This is a genomic window from Flavobacterium sp., assembly GCF_035299245.1.
In the GTDB taxonomy this organism is placed as follows: Bacteria; Bacteroidota; Bacteroidia; order Flavobacteriales; family Flavobacteriaceae; genus Flavobacterium.
Genome location: NZ_DATGWY010000006.1, coordinates 90,572 through 109,414, shown reverse-complemented (window position 1 = coordinate 109,414; position 18,843 = coordinate 90,572). Strand labels below are relative to the sequence as shown.

The 18,843-nt window shown below is 35.3% G+C and carries 18 protein-coding genes; 8 read left to right on the top strand and 10 right to left on the bottom strand.

The genetic code is table 11. The features are described 5' to 3' along the window. The first annotated feature begins 1 nt into the window (after window position 1). Entirely contained in the window at window positions 2-142 is a 141-nt protein-coding gene (locus VK161_RS04720; RefSeq protein ID WP_324213607.1) for a hypothetical protein, read from the top strand. A gap of 4 nt (window positions 143-146) precedes the next feature. Beyond that, window positions 147-518 (top strand): YchJ family protein, encoded by a 372-nt coding sequence (locus VK161_RS04715; RefSeq protein ID WP_324213606.1) that lies wholly within the window; start codon window positions 147-149, stop codon window positions 516-518. Between the two features lie 43 nt (window positions 519-561). Here VK161_RS04715 and VK161_RS04710 read toward each other — a convergent pair whose 3' ends face one another. The 4 genes from VK161_RS04710 to VK161_RS04695 form a co-directional block, all read right to left on the bottom strand. Then, complete coding sequence (locus VK161_RS04710; protein WP_324213605.1) at window positions 562-1,110, bottom strand: hypothetical protein; 549 nt, start codon at window positions 1,108-1,110, stop codon at window positions 562-564. A 29-nt stretch (window positions 1,111-1,139) separates the two neighbouring features. Next, window positions 1,140-1,616 carry a GyrI-like domain-containing protein gene (locus tag VK161_RS04705; RefSeq protein WP_324213604.1) on the bottom strand — a complete coding sequence of 159 codons (477 nt, stop codon included), beginning with the start codon at window positions 1,614-1,616 and terminating at the stop codon, window positions 1,140-1,142. Between the two features lie 24 nt (window positions 1,617-1,640). Continuing rightward, window positions 1,641-2,498, bottom strand: coding sequence for an alpha/beta hydrolase family protein (locus VK161_RS04700; RefSeq protein ID WP_324213603.1), 858 nt, complete (start codon window positions 2,496-2,498; stop codon window positions 1,641-1,643). Between the two features lie 224 nt (window positions 2,499-2,722). After that, entirely contained in the window at window positions 2,723-6,151 is a 3,429-nt protein-coding gene (locus VK161_RS04695) for a methylmalonyl-CoA mutase family protein (protein ID WP_324213602.1), read from the bottom strand. A 144-nt stretch (window positions 6,152-6,295) separates the two neighbouring features. Between VK161_RS04695 and VK161_RS04690 the strand changes: the two genes are divergently transcribed. After that, window positions 6,296-7,006: a DUF4197 domain-containing protein gene (locus tag VK161_RS04690; protein ID WP_324213601.1), complete on the top strand. Its 711-nt coding sequence runs from the start codon at window positions 6,296-6,298 to the stop codon at window positions 7,004-7,006. Between the two features lie 188 nt (window positions 7,007-7,194). Here VK161_RS04690 and VK161_RS04685 read toward each other — a convergent pair whose 3' ends face one another. The 3 genes from VK161_RS04685 to pyrF are packed head-to-tail and all read right to left on the bottom strand — an operon-like array spanning window position 7,195 to window position 9,276. Then, complete coding sequence (locus VK161_RS04685) at window positions 7,195-7,611, bottom strand: DUF3788 domain-containing protein (RefSeq protein WP_324213600.1); 417 nt, start codon at window positions 7,609-7,611, stop codon at window positions 7,195-7,197. Window position 7,612: 1 nt separating this feature from the next. Then, window positions 7,613-8,410, bottom strand: coding sequence for a helical backbone metal receptor (locus VK161_RS04680; RefSeq protein WP_324213599.1), 798 nt, complete (start codon window positions 8,408-8,410; stop codon window positions 7,613-7,615). 41 nt (window positions 8,411-8,451) lie between these two features. Then, entirely contained in the window at window positions 8,452-9,276 is an 825-nt protein-coding gene (gene pyrF, locus VK161_RS04675) for an orotidine-5'-phosphate decarboxylase (RefSeq protein ID WP_324213598.1), read from the bottom strand. A gap of 207 nt (window positions 9,277-9,483) precedes the next feature. Here pyrF and VK161_RS04670 point away from each other — a divergent pair, with 207 nt between their 5' ends. Next, window positions 9,484-10,068: a hypothetical protein gene (locus VK161_RS04670; RefSeq protein WP_324213597.1), complete on the top strand. Its 585-nt coding sequence runs from the start codon at window positions 9,484-9,486 to the stop codon at window positions 10,066-10,068. Between the two features lie 68 nt (window positions 10,069-10,136). On the opposite strand, the gene prfA is transcribed toward VK161_RS04670, so the two are convergent. Continuing rightward, window positions 10,137-11,210: a peptide chain release factor 1 gene (gene prfA, locus VK161_RS04665; RefSeq protein ID WP_324213596.1), complete on the bottom strand. Its 1,074-nt coding sequence runs from the start codon at window positions 11,208-11,210 to the stop codon at window positions 10,137-10,139. Between the two features lie 210 nt (window positions 11,211-11,420). Between prfA and VK161_RS04660 the strand changes: the two genes are divergently transcribed. The 4 genes from VK161_RS04660 to VK161_RS04645 all read left to right on the top strand — a co-directional run bounded on the left by VK161_RS04660 (window position 11,421) and on the right by VK161_RS04645 (window position 15,412). Beyond that, on the top strand, window positions 11,421-11,927 hold the full coding sequence (locus VK161_RS04660; protein ID WP_324213595.1) for a DUF6265 family protein: 507 nt from the start codon (window positions 11,421-11,423) through the stop codon (window positions 11,925-11,927). A 45-nt stretch (window positions 11,928-11,972) separates the two neighbouring features. Continuing rightward, complete coding sequence (locus VK161_RS04655) at window positions 11,973-12,488, top strand: DUF6265 family protein (protein ID WP_324213594.1); 516 nt, start codon at window positions 11,973-11,975, stop codon at window positions 12,486-12,488. Between the two features lie 173 nt (window positions 12,489-12,661). After that, window positions 12,662-14,863, top strand: coding sequence for a TonB-dependent siderophore receptor (locus VK161_RS04650; protein ID WP_324213593.1), 2,202 nt, complete (start codon window positions 12,662-12,664; stop codon window positions 14,861-14,863). 3 nt (window positions 14,864-14,866) lie between these two features. Beyond that, a complete protein-coding gene (locus VK161_RS04645) occupies window positions 14,867-15,412 on the top strand; it encodes a PepSY-associated TM helix domain-containing protein (protein ID WP_324213592.1) in 546 nt (181 codons plus the stop codon). A gap of 68 nt (window positions 15,413-15,480) precedes the next feature. On the opposite strand, the gene VK161_RS04640 is transcribed toward VK161_RS04645, so the two are convergent. Both VK161_RS04640 and VK161_RS04635 read right to left on the bottom strand, forming a co-directional pair. Then, on the bottom strand, window positions 15,481-17,769 hold the full coding sequence (locus tag VK161_RS04640) for a hypothetical protein (protein WP_324213591.1): 2,289 nt from the start codon (window positions 17,767-17,769) through the stop codon (window positions 15,481-15,483). Next, on the bottom strand, window positions 17,729-18,781 hold the full coding sequence (locus VK161_RS04635) for a hypothetical protein (RefSeq protein WP_324213590.1): 1,053 nt from the start codon (window positions 18,779-18,781) through the stop codon (window positions 17,729-17,731). Before VK161_RS04635 ends, VK161_RS04640 begins: the two co-directional genes overlap by 41 nt. Window positions 18,782-18,843: the final 62 nt, after the last annotated feature.

Genomic DNA, 18,843 nt, shown 5'->3' with positions numbered 1-18,843 from the left:
TATGGGAAGAAATAACGAGCGAAACATCAAAGCGCACAACGACAAATTGCACAAAGCACAAGATAAAGCCAAGGCAAAAAAGAAAGCCCGAGAAGAAAAACTAAAGGAAATTACACGGAAGTTTAACGAAAATAAAACTTAAATGTATGACTATTTGCTATTGTGGAAACCACTTACCTTTTGAAGATTGTTGCCAAATCTACATTAATGGATTGGCAAAACCAGCCACTGCCGAGGCATTGATGCGATCACGATACAGCGCGTATGCGATTGGAAATGCAGATTATTTGGTAGCAACTACGCACGAATCAACTCGAAAATTATACAAGAAAAAAGACATTTTAGCTTGGTCTATAAGTAATCATTGGTTGCGATTGGAAATCATAAATTCAACTGAAAATACCGTAACTTTCAAAGCGTATTACAAAGATTACCAACGAAAAGAGCAAGTCCATTTTGAGAAATCCTACTTTGTTTTTGAAAATGGCAGTTGGTTTTATGTTGATGGTGAATACTAAGTTTTTATACAACCTTGTTTGATTCACACCTAGAATTAGATTATCACATATTAGGTGTTATGAATGAAACAAGTTGATTGTTTTTTGTTGCTCCAACATAACCAAGACCACGTAAATAATAATAGTTATAAGTTACCTTTTTGTATTGAGCTTCTATTATCAACAAACCTTCGTATTTGCAAAATGGTGTTACTAATTTACCTTCAAATGATTTAATGGTATAAACTACATCTTTTTTAGCATTCTCCCAAGTAGTGCCAATCTCATAATGATCATCGTACCTAGTGGTTTCCTCTTTTAAACCCTCTACAAATTGAAGCACTTTACCACCATCATACCTTAAATACAATAAATCAAAACTACCGTCTTTCCAAGTTTGTTTGAACTCAAAATAGGTCTTACCATTAATCTCTTTAGCTCCTATTTTTTCCTCATAATAATAAGTATCGAACCAATATATTTTCTTTTTTGATATCGCTAACTCAAAATAGAAACCATCAGGATAGTCTCCTTTACAAAAACTCTGTCCTTCTTTTTGACCCAAAGAAAATAGTGAAAAAAGTAATGCCGAAATTAATAATGCGCTCCTCATACTCGTTTTAATTCATTAATAATACAAACCTACTCTTTTTTTCTAATTGGAATCCAAATTTCTTCTTCAGAATTTGGGTCGTTGCTCTTGTATTTTTCACCCAGAATTTCAAACTGCGGTCTGTTATCCAACTGATAATCGGAATTGGGCAACCAAACGGAATAAATCTGATTAAAAAAAGAAGCTGCACCACTTTGATCGCCTTTATAGTGAAAAACGGCATACAATCCTTCAGGAGTTTCTAGTGCTTCCATTCCGTCTGGAATAGTATCAAAAGATGAAACGGCCATAACTGCCCATTTCACAAAAGGTGTTCTCGGGTTAAAATCGAAATTATCGGGATTGACTTGAATATTGTACAATGCTGTTCCGATGGTATTTTGAATTTCGTTTCGTCTTGGCATAAAGCCGCTCCATAATTCTGCAATACGATAATCGGAATACGAAATTGCAAGACTTTTGCCTATAAATTTAGTGAATGGAAAGGTTTTGATTTGTGGGTTCATTTCTAAAAATGCTAACTGATGAAACTATAATGAACCATTACTTTTCAAAATTTTGCTAAAAAACAAAACATGATAAGGCAATGCATTTTCCCAATATTCCCAAGTGTGAGCACCAGGTCTTTCTGTATATTCATGTGGCACATCGTTGTACACTAATCTTCGGTGTAATTCTCTATTGGGTTCGATTAAAAAATCATCGACTCCACAATCAAAATAAATGGGCATTTGATTCTTTTTGAATAGCTCCACTTTAGTAAGCACAGAATACCTCAAATACGTTTCAGGTTCTAACGTTGCATCACCAAAAATGGGCATCATCAGATTTTTGGTGGCTTCAATTCGATCGGGATGCAACATAACACTCATATCCAAAGCTCCACTCATACTACCCGAGGCACAGAAAAGCTCAGGATGCTTACTCGATAAATAAAAAGCACCATGTCCGCCCATTGAAAGACCAGTAATCACACGCCCATTTTTGCTTGCAATAGTTCGGTAAGTGGCGTCAATGGTTGGGATAACCTCTTTTATAATATGAGTTTCAAATTGACTTTCAGAATTCACAGGACTATCAAGGTAAAAACTAAACATTTCCCCTTCTGGCATTACTATAATGATGTTGTATTGGTCTGCTAAATCTTTAACAGTATTTTTATTAGGTGTTTTTTTCAACCAATCTCTAAAATGACCGTAAGCACCATGCAACAAATAAAGTACTGGAAATTTTGTAGAACCCTTTGCATACGAATTTGGAGTTACAACTGCCGCATAATGGTTTTTGTTCATCGATTTGCTTGCGATTTGCAGTGTATCCACTTTGGCTGCAAATGAAGAGGTGACAATAAGAAGAAGTAGACCTAAGACAAATACGTGCTTTTTCATAAAATTGGATTTGTTTTCGTAAAGATATAGTTTTTTGAAAAAAGAAAAACCCTTCATCACTGAAAGGTTTTCTGTTTTATATTTTATGTTCTCTGAGATCCCGATGGCAATCGGGATAAGCGATTCACGCATTCCGATTATCATTGGAATGGTTCTCTGAAATCCCGATGGCAATCGGGATAAGCGATTCACACATTCCGATTATCATCGGAATGGTTCTCTGCTTACATATTTCTTCTATATTGCCCGCCAACCTCAAATAACGCACTCGTAATTTGACCTAACGAACACACTTTGGTAGCATCCATTAATTTTTCAAAAATATTTTGATTGTTGATGGCGGCTTCTTGAATCGTATTCAATTGTTCGGCAACTTTATGTGCATTACCTTTGTGAAGGTTTTCCAACATTACTATTTGGTATTGTTTTTCTTCTTCAGTGGCACGAATTACTTCGGCTGGTATTACCGTTGGCGAACCTTTTGAACTCAAGAACGTATTCACACCAATAATTGGGAATTCTCCAGTATGTTTTAAAGTTTCGTAATACAAACTTTCTTCTTGAATTTTAGAACGTTGGTACATGGTTTCCATAGCACCTAAAACGCCACCACGCTCTGTAATTCGGTCGAATTCTTGCAACACGGCTTCTTCTACTAAATCAGTCAATTCTTCAATAATAAATGAACCTTGAATCGGGTTTTCGTTTTTAGCCAAACCTAATTCTTTATTGATGATCAACTGAATTGCCATTGCTCTGCGCACTGATTCTTCTGTTGGCGTAGTAATCGCTTCATCATACGCATTGGTGTGCAGCGAATTACAGTTATCATAAATCGCGTACAACGCTTGTAACGTAGTACGAATATCATTAAAATCAATTTCTTGTGCGTGCAACGAGCGACCCGAAGTTTGAATGTGGTATTTCAACATCTGAGCTCTTTCGTTGGCACCGTATTTGTTTTTCATCGCTTTGGCCCAAATTTTACGAGCTACACGACCAATCACAGCATATTCAGGATCAACACCATTGGAGAAGAAGAACGATAAATTCGGTCCGAAATCGTTAATGTTCATTCCGCGACTCAAATAATATTCCACGTAAGTAAAACCATTAGCCAAAGTGAATGCTAATTGCGTAATAGGATTTGCTCCTGCTTCAGCAATATGATAGCCTGAAATGGATACCGAGTAAAAATTACGAACATTGTTTTTGATGAAATACTCTTGCACATCACCCATTAATCTGAGGGCAAATTCAGTAGAGAAAATACAGGTGTTTTGAGCCTGATCTTCTTTTAAAATATCGGCCTGAACGGTTCCGCGTACTTGAGCCAAAGTTTTTACTTTAATGTCTTGATATACATCGGCTGGTAACACTTGATCTCCAGTCACACCCAACAACATCAATCCTAAACCGTTATTACCTTCTGGTAAATCACCTTGATAGCTTGGACGTGTAGTTCCTCTTTTCTTATAAATTTCGTTGATGCGGTTTTCAACTTCGTCAATTAAATTGTTTTCGCGAATGTATTTCTCACAGTTTTGATCGATGGCCGCATTCATGAAGAAACCAAGCAACATTGGAGCTGGTCCATTGATGGTCATCGAAACTGAAGTTAACGGATGACTCAAATCGAAACCAGAATACAATTTTTTAGCATCGTCCAAACAACAAATCGAAACTCCGGCATTACCAATTTTTCCATAAATATCAGGACGAATGTGTGGATCGTTTCCGTACAATGTCACACTATCAAAAGCCGTTGAAAGTCGTTTCGCTGGCATTCCGGCACTTACATAATGAAAACGTTTATTGGTGCGCTCTGGCCCGCCTTCACCCGCAAACATTCGACTTGGATCTTCACCTTCACGTTTGAATGGATACAATCCTGAAGCAAATGGAAATTCGCCCGGAACATTTTCTTGTAAATTCCATTTTAAAATATCGCCCCAAGCTTGGTACTTTGGAAGTGCCACTTTCGGAATTTGTGAATGCGACAAACTTTCAGAATGCGTTTTAATTTCGATGACTTTATCACGAACTTTAAAACTATAAATAGGGTTTTTGTATTTGTTTACTTTCTCGTCCCAAGTAAGAATAATTTCCCAGTTGTATGGGTCGAGGTTCATTTTTACACGGTCGAATTCTTTTACTAAAAGTGATAAAAATTCGTTTCTATTTTCATCTTTCGACTCAAGAATCGTTTCCTCAATTCCAGCTTTGGTCAAATTGGGTTTGCTTCCAAAAACGGTTTCAATTGTTTTGTAAATACCGTATAATTTTTGAGCTACTTCTACTTGTGAAAATACCGTTTCATCGTACTTTCTATTGTTTTCTGAAATCTCTGATAAATATCGTGTTCTGTGTGGTGGAATCACGAAAATCTTCTCACTCATTTCACGGGTGATTTCGAAAGTTGATTTTAAATCGGCTCCCGTTTTTTCTACGATTTTGTCCATAATGGACTTGTAGAGTGTGTTCATTCCTGGATCATTGAACTGAGAAGCAATAGTTCCGAAAACGGGCATTTTATCCGGATCAACATCCCACAAATTGTGGTTGCGTTGGTATTGTTTTTTTACGTCACGAATGGCATCCAAAGCACCGCGTTTGTCGAATTTATTCAGCGCTACCAAATCAGCAAAATCCAACATATCGATTTTCTCCAATTGCGTTGCCGCTCCAAATTCGGGTGTCATCACATACAACGAAACATCCGAATGTTCTAAAATTTCAGTATCACTTTGTCCGATTCCGGAAGTTTCAAGAATGATGATGTCGTATTTGGCTGCTTTTAACACTTCAATGGCTTCATTTACGTATTTTGACAAGGCCAAATTGGATTGACGTGTAGCCAACGAACGCATGTAAACTCTAGGATTATTGATGGCATTCATTCGAATTCGATCTCCTAATAATGCGCCTCCTGTTTTTCTTTTCGAAGGATCGACTGAAATTAATCCGATGGTTTTTTCTGGGAAATCAATTAAAAAACGACGTACTAATTCGTCTACTAAAGATGATTTTCCTGCACCACCCGTTCCCGTAATTCCAAGAACTGGAATTTTAGAAGTTTTATTTTTCTCGTGAATTTTATCTAAAGTTTCCTTAGCAATTTCAGGGAAATTTTCTGCCGATGAAATTACTCGGGCAATCGCCGTTGGATTTTTATCTTCCAAATGGTTGATCTCGCCATTCAATTGATCTCCAACTGGATAATCCGAACGTTGCACCAAATCATTAATCATTCCTTGTAAACCCATAGCACGTCCGTCGTCGGGCGAATAAATACGCTCAATTCCGTACTCGTGCAACTCTGAAATTTCAGAAGGCAAAATCACTCCGCCTCCGCCACCAAATATCTTAATATGACCTGCTCCTTTTTCCTTTAATAAATCGTACATGTATTTAAAGTACTCGTTGTGTCCACCTTGATAGGAAGTCATCGCAATGGCGTTTGCATCTTCTTGAATTGCTGTATTTACTACTTCTTCAACACTTCGGTCGTGACCTAAATGGATGACTTCAACACCCGTAGATTGAATAATTCTACGCATGATATTGATGGCAGCATCGTGTCCGTCAAAAAGAGAAGCAGCCGTTACAATTCGAACTTTATTTTTAGGAATATAAGGTATTTGTGGTTCCATTTTATAAATATGCTAATTTTGAGTGCGCAATTTACGAATTTAATAAATTTTATGCATTGTTATTGATTTAAAATTTGAGGCATTATATTTGTTAGTACGAGGAAAGAGAATAGAAAATTGAGAACGGACTTTAATTTAAAGAATATGAGAAAAATTGCCTTATTAGCCGTTGCGGCTTACACTTTATCGAGTTGTGCTGAATTACAGCAAGTTGCTAATCAACTACCCGGAGTTTTAGAACAAGGAAATGTGGATATTGCGGGCGGATTGAAAGAAGCCCTGAACAACGGAATCAACAAACAAGTAGTAAAATTGACTGCGGTTGATGGTTTTTTTAAGAATGAAGCGGTAAAAATTTTATTGCCTGATGAATTGAAAAAAGTAGACAAAACCTTGCGTGATGTTGGATTATCAAAAATGGCTGACGAAGGTTTGAAAGTATTGAATCGTGCTGCAGAAGATGCGGTAAAAGAAGCTACTCCAATTTTTGTGGATGCCATCAAAGGAATGTCGTTTACTGATGCTAAAAACATTTTAATGGGCAATGAAAGCGCAGCTACAACCTATTTACAGAATTCGACTTCGACGGCTTTGTACGCTAAATTCAATCCAGTGATTAAAAATTCGTTTGCCAAGGTAGGCGCTGATAAAATATGGGCGAACATCATCACCAAATACAATTCGCTTCCATTGACGAAAGACGTCAATCCTGATTTAACCGATTACACGACCAATAAAGCGATGGAAGGAGTTTTCAAAATGATAGCTGTAGAAGAGAAAAACATCCGAACTGATTTAAGCTCAAGAACTTCCGATTTATTGAGAAAAGTGTTTGCTATGCAAGACAAGCCATAAGATGAAAAATCCATTCTTAAAATTATGCTAAAATTTTAATTATCAATAACATAAGTATAACATTGCCTTAACACAATCAAGAGGAAAAATGTCGGACATTTGTAATGTAATAAATGAGAGTTTATTATTTTGTTTGGTTTAGGTTAGTTAAAAAAATCGCCAGTGTTTGTAAAAGCGCTGGCATTTTTTTATGAAGACAACTTGATTTGTATTAGTTTTTTGATGTCTTCTAGCAGATCATCGTTATGGATATCAATACGAATTCCTCTTCCTTCTGCGTATACTTTTGCCGCTTTTAATTCGGATTTTATAGTTTCCGAAATACTACTTTCTAAAACTACATCAGTTGCTTTTTGACCAAAAACCATCGCCACTTTGAAGTACTGATTTCTAGGTAACAAATACACTAAAACACGTTTGGAATCGCTCATGCGAAAACTCCAACCCGTTTTGGCACTAGTGAAATGCCATTTGGATTTCACTTTAGAATATTCTTCAAATAAAAAAGCTTCAATTTCTTTCCAAATAGGAAATGTAGTTCCGATTCCGTTTTGTAAATCGGAAACAGTTGGCTCTTGATTTTTATCCAAAAAGATACTTTGCATATTACAATTTTGAATGTAACAATTTGAAATAGTCAAAGGCTTTTAGCAAACGAGTGCCGTACCAGGAAAACATTTCACCATCTACAAAAACCGTTTTGGCATGATGTGTGAAACGCCCGAGTTCAAAAGCATGCTCATCATTGAACGGAAAAGGTTCTGATGATAAAAAGACAATATCGGGATCGCCTTGAATACGCATTTTTTGGACAATTACTTCGGGATAACGCTCTTCTCTGTTAGCGTAAATATTTTCGAACTTATTCAACTTCAATAGTTCATTGATAAAAGTGTTGTTTCCGGCTACCATATAAGGATTTGCCCAAATAAAATAAGCTACTTTTTGGATTTCCTTTTCTTTTATAAAATGTTGAAAATCGTGTAAACCAAAATTAATTTTATCCGACCATTTCTGTGCTTCTACTCGTTTATTGAACAATTTTCCGAAGTCGGTTATCATTTGCAAATTGTCTTCAATGGTCACAATGTCCGTTACCCAAACCGGACAAATTTTAGATAATTCTTCAACTATTTCTTTGGTGTTTTCTTCTATATTACAAATGACAATATCCGGTTGAAGCGCTTTTATTTTGTCGAATTTGACATTTTTGGTTCCACCTACTATGGTTTTGGTCGATTTAAAATGAAACGGATGCACACAAAATTTAGTGATGCCTACAATTTGTTCTTCCAAACCCAAATCATATAACAATTCGGTTTGCGATGGCACTAATGAAACAATTCGTTTGGGAGTTGTTTCAAAGGTGTGAGTGGTTTTGAGTTGGTCTTGTAGTTGGATCATTTTATTAACCGCAAGGAGCGCAATGAATTACGCAAAGTTCGCTAAGAATTAGTATTATGTAATATTGACTCCATTTCCTGTTGCATTTTCAAGGCTTCTTCTCTTGCTTTTTGAGCAAAGTCAGTTCCGTTGGACGCATAGATAATGCCGCGCGATGAATTGATCAACAAGCCCACATTTTCATTCATTCCGTACTGACACACTTCATGTAAACTTCCGCCTTGAGCGCCAACACCTGGGACAAGTAAGAAACTGTTGGGAATTATTTTTCTAATTTCAGTAAAATATTCCGCTTTGGTTGCGCCAACAACGTACATCAAATTTTCAGCATTTTTCCAAGTTTTGGAGGTTTCAATCACGGTTTTGTACAATTCTGTTCCATCAACTTTTCTTGTTTGAAAATCGAATGCTCCTTCATTAGAAGTTAAAGCCAACAAAATAGTGTGCTTGTTTTCAAAAGCCAAAAACGGTTCAACTGAATCTTTCCCCATGTACGGTGCAACTGTCACACTATCAAAATTTAAATCCTCTAAAAAAGCTTTAGCATACATAGTAGATGTGTTGCCAATATCGCCGCGTTTGGCATCGGCAATGGTAAAAATAGCAGGGTAATTTTGATTGATGTATTCGATGGTTTTTTGAAGTGATTGCCAACCTTTGATTCCGTATGCCTCGTAAAAAGCAGTATTCGGTTTATAAGAAACACACAAATCGTGTGTCGCATCGATAATCGCTTTATTGAATTCAAAAATAGGATCTTCGGTGTTGAGTAAATGAGTTGGAATTTTAGTCAAATCGACATCAAGACCAACACACAAAAACGATTTTTTAAATCGAATTTGCTCAATAAGTTGCTGAGTAGTCATGGTGGTGTGTTTGGCTGCAAAGTTAGTAAACTTTCACCAGTTTTAAAGTAAAAGTTTATGTGTTAAGGATGCATTATGGTTAATTATTAACTGAACTAAAGCGTTACATCATTGATGCGAATTCTATAAAACTATTGATAAAAGCTGTAATGAATCAACTGTAACCTACATCTACATTTGTCCTGTATAATCTTAACATCTTTTATTATGAAAACGATCAAGAAAACAATTTTAGCACTAACATTAGGATTATTATATTCTTTTAGTTCGAATGCACAAGACCAATCGTACAACAACATGCTTAAAGTAGGTTTCAACGTAGGCGCAGCCGTACCTACCGAAAATGCCTCTGCCAATGTAGGTGTTGACCTTGGCTATCAATATTTGGTAACTCCCGGATTCGGAATCGGTATAGCAACTGGATACAACCATTTTTTTGGTAATCAAAACGACGGAATCGACAACAACGACTTCGGTGTAGTTCCAGCAGCAGCAATGTTCCGTTACTATCCAAAACAAAAAGGATTTTATGCGGGAGCCGAATTGGGCTACGGATTCATAACCGGTGACAAATATGTCGCATCTAATTCATTAGTTGAACGACCTGATGGCGGAGTCTATTTTAAACCAGAATTGGGTTACCACAATATTCATTGGAATTTTGCTTTGCAATACACCAAAGTATTTACTGGTGATACTGGAACCATCGGATCGCAGGATTACAGCGTGGGTAGTTTAGGACTTGGATTAACTTATAATTTACCTCTCGGAACCAAAAAATTTAAAGAATAACCCTTCCACATTCATAAAAAAAAGCCCGACTTTAATGGTCGGGCTTTTCTTTTTATTTTTAGTGCTAATTAGAAAACTTCGCTCTCTTTCAGTTTTTCCATATTGTTTACCAACTGAAGTTCGTCAACAAATTTTTGGATTTTACCGTTCATTACGCCGTCCATATCAAATACGTCCAAACCAATTCGGTGATCGGTGACACGACCTTGCGAATAGTTGTACGTTCTAATTTTAGCCGAACGGTCGCCCGAACTTACTTGCGATGAACGTTTCGTTGCATCTTCAGCCTGCTTTTTAGCCAATTCTTGCTCGTACAAACGCGAACGCAATACCTCTAAGGCTTTATCTTTGTTTTTATGTTGCGATTTTTGATCCTGACATTGCGCCACTAAACCAGTTGGAATGTGCGTCAAACGTACCGCCGATTTGGTGGTATTTACTGATTGTCCACCAGGACCCGACGAACAGAAAAAGTCAACACGAACATCGTTCATATCAATTTGTACGTCAAATTCTTCAGCTTCTGGCAAGACCATTACTGTAGCTGCTGATGTATGCACACGACCTTGAGTTTCCGTTTGTGGAACACGTTGTACACGGTGAACACCTGCTTCAAATTTCAATGTTCCGTACACATCTTCACCCGTAACTTCAAAAATCACCTCTTTGAAACCACCCGATGTTCCTTCGTTCATGTCTACAACCGAAGTTCTCCAACCGCGGGTTTCGCAGTATTTAGTATACATTCTGTATAAATCACCCGCAAAAATCGAAGCTTCATCTCCACCTGTTCCAGCACGAATTTCTACCATTACGTTTTTGGCATCTTCTGGATCTTTCGGAATCAACATGAATTTAATTTCTTCCTCCAATTGAGGCAAACGTTCTTTCGCTTCATCCAATTGCATCTTAGCCATTTCTACCATTTCGGCATCCGAACCATCGTTAATGATTTCGTTGGCTTCATCAATATTTCCCGTTACGTTGATCAATTCTTCGCGTTTATCCATCAACGCTTTTAACGTTTTGTATTCTTGATTTAATTGTACATAACGTTTCTGATCGGCGATGACATCGGGTTGAATAATCAAATCCGAAATCTCGTCGAAACGCTGTTTTACATATTGAAGTCTCTCTAACATGGTGTATTCTTTCTTTTAAAAGTGTGCAAATTTAGTAAAAATAGTGCAATTTTTTTTATTTTTTTTGAAGCTATTCCGGCTATACGTTCCAATCTTTTATTTAAATTGCCACAGGTTTAAACCCATGGCAATTTAAATAAAAGGATTTACACTTCTATCCGGGCTAGTTGCCATAATTTTCATACTATTGTGTATCGTAAAATTGAAGCTATGAAAAATAAGAACGTCATTATTGTAATTTTTGCAGCGTTAACCATTACCTTATCGTGCAAGAATACGGAATCCAAACCTGAAGTCGAATTAAAGAACTATTCAAAATTGGAAAAAGCCAAATGGTTTTTGGGCAATTGGGAAAATGTGACTAAAGAATCGGTTTCGAGAGAAATCTGGAGTCAAAAAAACGACAGTACCTTTTTTGCTGAGAGTTTTACTTTGGTCGAAAAAGATACCGTTTTTTATGAAAAAATTGAATTGATAGAACGTAATGACAGTTTGTTATACATCGTTTCCGTTCGAAATCAAAACAAAGAAAAACCCGTTTCTTTTTACATGACCAAATCTACTGACAACCAGTTTATTTTTGAGAATCCGAAGCATGATTTTCCAAATAAAATTGAATACAACAAAATTGGTAATGATAGCCTTTTTGCCAAAATTTACGGCACTGACAAAGGAAAACAAGTGTCGATTGACTTCCCAATGAAACGCACCAAGTAATTGCGCAATTCAAACTTTATTTATACTATTGTGTCGAATTAAATAATGATGAAAAAAATCTATACAGCTAGCATTATCTGTACTTTGTTTTTTTTACACTCGTGTAAGAAATACGATGCCAATGGGAATGAAATTATTTTTGAAGAATTGTACAAAGCACATTGGGTTTTGGGCGATTGGCAAATGGAAGACAGTTTAGGCGTTTTAAACGAGTCGTGGACACAAATTGACGACAGTACCTACGCGGGTTCCACTTTATATATAAAAAACAAAAAAGATACCATTCATTTTGAAACTATGGAATTAATGCAAAATGAAGATCTTTTAATTTATACCTCAACTGTAAAGGGCGAAAATGGCAATCAACCTGTTTCCTATCGTTTAATTGAAGACAACGACAGCTTGCTGGTTTTTGAGAACAAAAAACACGATTACCCAAAAAAAATAACCTATTCTAAAGAGAATGACAGTACAATTAAAGCTGTAGTTCAAGGCATTCAAAACAAAAAACAAACAACAGACAATTATCTTCTAAAGAAACTTCAACAAAAGGAAAAATAAACGTGTCACCACATAAACTTGTCGATTGACAAGTTTTTTTTATCTCTAATTTACACTAAATCAATTTCCTAAAAAAGAACAAATGTTAATTATTTATATTTATTCTAAATAAACTTTGTAGAACAAAATTTCGTATCTATATTTGCGTCGTTATTTTTAATTATTCTAAATAAATGTATAAATATATCCTGCCCTTCGCTTTTGTTCTATTGTGTAGCACTACTAATTTTGCTCAAGAAATAGCAAACAATGAAACCGATTTTATCTTAAATGATACCGTAAAAAACAGTAAAGGACAACTCCTTAACGAAGTTGTTATTTATGCAAATCCATTTAAAACTCCAGTAAATGTTACTCGAAGCAACATCAAACCAATGGATTTACCGCAAGGAATCCAAACGGTAGACAAATCAATCATTTTCCAACAACAAGCACTTCGTTTGAGTGATGTAATCAAAAATATAAACGGAGCTTATGTAGGTTCTGCACGTGGTGGCGCACAAGAATCGTTTTGGTCACGAGGTTATGATTTAAGTGCCAATAATATTTTTAAAAATGGTTTCCGAATGAGTAGTGGCTCGTTTCCAGAAGTTGCTTCACTCGAGCGTGTAGAATTCTTGAAAGGAAATTCAGCTCTTTTATTTGGGAATGTGGTTCCAGGTGGAGTTGTAAATTTAGTTTCCAAAATACCACAATTCAACTTTGGTGGTGAAATTTCGTTCCAAGCTGCCAGCTACAATTTTTATAAACCTACACTAGACATCTATGGACCATTAAGTAAATCCATTGCTTATCGAATCAATGCTGTTTATGAAAACTCCGAAAGTTTTAGAGACGTTGTTCAACGAGAGCGTGTGTACATCAACCCCTCTTTTTTATTCAAAATTACTCCAAAAACTGAGTTCATACTACAAGGCGATTATTTGAACGACGATTGGACACCCGATTTTGGTACCGCAATGGTAGGAAAAGAAATTCTCGATTTGCCACGTAATTTATATATGGGAGCCGATTGGTCTAACGGAAACACAAGACAAACTACAGCTTCTGGTTTGTTAAAACATAGTTTTAATACCAATTGGAAATTAGTTTTCAACTCTTCTTTTCAGGATTATGGCCGTGAATGGATTGGTACCGAACGTATACAACCGACTGCTGATGGCACTTGGAATCGTCCATTGGGTCAAGCCAAAAACACGGAGCGAATTTTAGCCGACCAAATCAGTCTTTCGGGTGTATTTGAAACTTTTTCTCTTAAACACCAAATTTTTACAGGTGCAGATTGGGAAAATTCATTTACAGAAGCCTATACTTTTGCTTTTACTCCTGCAACTTACGGAACGGGAAATGTATATGATTTTGGTAATTTTAACCAAGGTTCAGGTGTTATTCCTGAATCACAAACTACTCGTTTAGTGGAAACCGAAACCAGTCGATTTGGCGCGTATGCTCAAGATTTAATTTCGTTTCCAAAATACTTCAAACTTTTACTTGGATTACGCTGGTCATGGCAAGAAGCCGAAATAACAACATCAAATTATGCTGTTACTCCAAATACAATCACTGTAGACCCAAAAAGAATTGACCAAGCTTTTTCACCCAAAGTAGGATTGGTGTTTCAACCAGATGATCGCACATCATTTTTTGCCAGTTATTCTAATTCATTCACTCCCAACTCAGGAACTACTGTCGATTTACAACCCATTGAACCTTCAATCATCACACAATACGAAGCTGGAATTAAAAAAGAATTCATGAGCCAACGTCTTTCATTAGGAATTACTGCCTACCATATTGTTAACGATAATTTGGCACAAACTGCTCAGTTCAAAGCAGACGGCAGCATCAATATTGATACTTCGATTAAAGTATTGAGTGGAGAAACTACAAGCAAAGGAATCGAAATTGATCTTACTGCAAATCCAGTAAAAGGCTTGACCATGATGGCAGGATACAGCTATAATGATATGCGTTTTACCAAAACTTCGGTTACCAATGGAGGTTTTATTGAAGGTGATCGTTTGACTCGAACGCCTTATTGCACAGGAAATTTCAGTGCTTTTTATAAATTTACTGATTTTGCAAAAGGATTAAATCTGGGCACAATGGTTAGTTATATGGGAAGACGTTTGGGCGGTTGGAACAACGACTATCAAATCAATTCAGCAGGAGTAATTTCGATTCGCGAGCGAGTATTCTCGGTAAGTGATTACACCACCATCGATTTTTCGGCTGGTTATGATTGGAAAAACTATTCATTTTTAGCTCGAGTTTCTAACATTGCTAACGAATTGAATTATACTGTTCACGAAAATTACAGCTTGAATCCGATTGCACCACGACAAATTACAGCCATTATCAAATATAAATTTTAAACCATGAACCACTTAAAGATTAGAAATTTACACCGCGACTTGGGCTACTTCTACATCGGATTAATTATCTCTTTTGCCTTTTCGGGCATTTTGATGAACCATCGTGAGCATTGGCATCCTGAAAAATATACGGTACAAACCAAAGCGATTACAGTTAGTATTCCAAAAGACATTGAAATTACTGAAAAATATGCTGAAGAACTCGGAAAACAACTCGGAATTGATGATAAAATACGACGTCACAAAGTCAAAGACGATGAATTGAAAATTTCATTCGAGAAAAATGATGTTGAAATTGATTTGAAAACGGGCAAAGGAGAAATTGTCACATTCACCAAAACTCCGATCATCAGCCAAACCATGAAATTGCACAAAAATACCTCCAATTGGTGGATTTATTACAGTGATATTTTTGGAATTTCTCTCATTACTATTGCCATCACTGGAGCCATTATGATTCCGGCTGGAAAATTCACCTTTAAAAAGCGCGGTTGGAAATTGGCATTGGCCGGACTAATTGTTCCGTTGCTTATTTTACTTTTTGTTTAAGGAAATAATTGTTTCATTTTGTTTGAAAAAAAAGGCTCTTGTATTTTATAAGAGTCTTTTTTATTGGTTTATCTTGACTTAAAATAGATTGAAAAGTACTCACAGTTAGAAGTCATAGCATCATAATCATCTCTGTATTGATTGATAAAACGAGCAAAAGCGTCATTATTGGCTCTATTTACCTCATGATAATCTACATAATAGTATTTCTCATACTTTGAAATTACCTTATGTTCATTTTCTCTAGCTTGACATTTGGCCATCATGTATTGTGAGAGTGCTTTGAACTTTTTAGATTTTGAACTTTCAAATGCTTTTTTATAATACGATTTTGCCTTCTTACAACAATAATATTCTTTCTCATCATTGTAATTGGAATCGCGACCTTCAGTACGACTGATGCGCTTCATCATCCAAGAATTACCGTAATAACTCATGTTATAATAACAATTTGCAATTAAAAAATAATCTCGATCTCTATTTTTATTATTGGCATTATTCACTCTATTTTCAAGCTGCATTAACGTGGCAACCACTTTTGCTTTGGTGAGATTAGCCGTTGACTTTTTAGCATCAAAGTTCATGTATCCTTTTATTTTATAAAACGGATTTTCATTGAACAAAGGCGCATTCGTATAATGGTTTTTATCAACTTTCAGAAAATAATTATACGCCATTTTAAGATTATCCTCTCTCATGTATTTTATTCCCATTAAGTCATTGATTTTATTGCGTTCTTTTTGAAGATTACCCACTAACCATCGATTAAATTGTGTTGTATTGAGACTATTAATCGTTTCAATAATCTTTTGCAAATCAAGCGTAGAGAGTTCGGCATCAACATAACCGTACCAATCGTAATAAAAGTCATCTTGAAGTGTTATTTTATTGCTTCTGGATTTCCAATAAAAACCAGAATTCTCTCCGTAGTGATCCTGACTTGTAATTTTTGAAACCAAAAAAGCGGCGGCTGCTTTGTTCTCCAAAATCTCCAATTCTTTTGCCAATCCAAATAAAAAGGAATAATTCCCCTTTTTGTATTCATCAACTACTGTTTTTTCAATGGATTTTAAAATTTTAGCATCACTCTTATTTTGATTGGCTGTTAACGCTAAAGCCTTAACAATTGCGCATTGGCGTTTCAATTTATAATCTTTAATCTGAGGTTCGAATGACTTAATTGTTGCAAGTGATTTGGAGTAGTCTTTTGTTAGGAATTCCAAATACGATTTCGACATCTTCCAAAAAATCGGGTCTTCTACCGCATTCATATCTACCGAATTGACAAATTGGAGCACTTTTGAAGCGTATTTTCGGTCCACTTCTACCCTATTCAGAATGCGACTTCCTGAACTATTTTCCCAATAATCCTCACGAAGAGAAGGAAGATACATAGTATACGTTGGAGTTAAAATCCAATCTTCTAGCTTATTGATTTCTCTGAGTAAAAGAAAATTCAAACCTCTGTTTTTTCCATCTAAAGCATAAATTTTCTTGATGTTTTCCAGATTATAATCCAATCTTCTAAACGAATACAATACTTGAATGTTGGCCTTTTCTTTTTCATTTTTGGCAAATTTCAGTACTTTTTCGATGGAAATATTTTTGTTGAAATACCATTTAACATCAAATTTATTATCAGTTCCTCTGGCAAAAACTTGAGCCGCTAAATAATTCATTTTGGTATCATTGGGCTCGGCTTGCATTCGATAAAAAAGTGCCCAACTATCCAAAAAATCATTCGTTTTGAATGACTTAATGTAAGCATCATATAATTTTATGGTTCCTTTTGAATCTCCATTAAAAGACAACAATTTAAAGATCTGATAATAATACCGTTTCTTAATAATGAGATTTTGTACCGATTTTATTTTGTCAAAAGCATCGTCAATGGTTTTACCTCTTAATTTATCTTTTACATCTGTGTTATTTTCCCATAAGTCATTTTGCTCCGGATTTAATTCTTCTGCTTTTTTGGCAAACAAAAGATAATTAATAGTTTGATAATCGTGTTGATTGTATAAATACTGAATGAACTTATTCTTAGATTTAGGGTTGACTTCACTAATGTCAATCTCAAAAATTGCTTCTTTAATCTCTTCAATTGCAACTGATTTTTTACAGTGGTTATACCACATTAAGTCGTTTTCTGTAATGGTGTTCAGTCGTGTAGTAAAATTTTCATCGTAAAAATAAGTCGAGGTATAATTGTAGATTCTGAATCCATCAAAATTGAAATTATCGGGATTAAAAACGCTGAATCGAATGTCTTCGCCATAAGGATAAAAATAACAAGCAACACTCTTGTTACAAAAATTAATAACTAAAAGAATTGTAAAAACTAGTGAGCGTTTCATGGCTGTATTTATTTGAAATTATAGTATCTAAGTGAAAGAAAGTTACTGTTGTTTGATCATCAAAATTTACTTTATCTTTTAATTTACTTATGGTAGTCCTTATTTTTTTCTGACTTACGTCTTCGTACTTAATTTTATCTCCAGCTCTGAAATAAAGGTCAACAAATGAAGTATCCTTTTTAACCTCATACCAAAGTTCGCTTTTTCGTTCACATACTTCTTTCAAAAATTGCTCATTCAAATTTACAAATCCTTTGAATTCATCGTATTGATAATGATGTGCCCAAGAAAAAAGAGGCAAAGCTACATCCAAGTGAATGGGATATTTCTTGTCTACAGTTAAATAGGAATCCAATTCGTCTAAATCTAAAATTGAGTTTTTGGAGTTATCCGTAAAAGGTTGAATGAGATTATAACACATCAAAGTTGCTTTTTTTACAGGTGGAACTCCCATTTTGGTTCTGTATTTAAAAGGATATAACCGTAATGTACAACTCAATTCTTTTTGAGCTGTTTTCTGAAGTTGCTTGAGAAAATAAAAATAATTATCCCGTGATTTTAAGGTCCAATCACAGTCTATTTGTATCTCTTTGTAGTTGGGATAATTTTCAAAGCGTTTATCAAAATATTTAGAAACTAAATGCTTTACATTGCTCGCTAAGGTGTCGATTTCTTCTTTGCTGCTTTTTAAAAAAACTTCATTCTTAATAAAAACAGTAGGAATAATTTGCAATGAATTTTTGGGTTTATCATCATTGTACCAACTGTATTCATTCAAATTGGTTTTGGAAAAAGGAATATTGCCTAATGTTTCATCGTATTTTACCTCAAAAAATTTAACATACAATTTCTGAATTTTCAGCGTGTCTAAAAGCTTGAATTCAATTGAATCAAAACGATCTCTTTCACTCTTCCAATAATAAAATGCGCGTTCTACATGTTCTATTTTATGGTCATTTTTACACGAAAAAAGGAATACAAAAAGCAAACCTAAAAGCGCTGTTTTTTTCATCGGAAAGTTGATTTTTGTTATAACGTAAATTCGTATTAAAAGTATATGATTTTGGAATTATT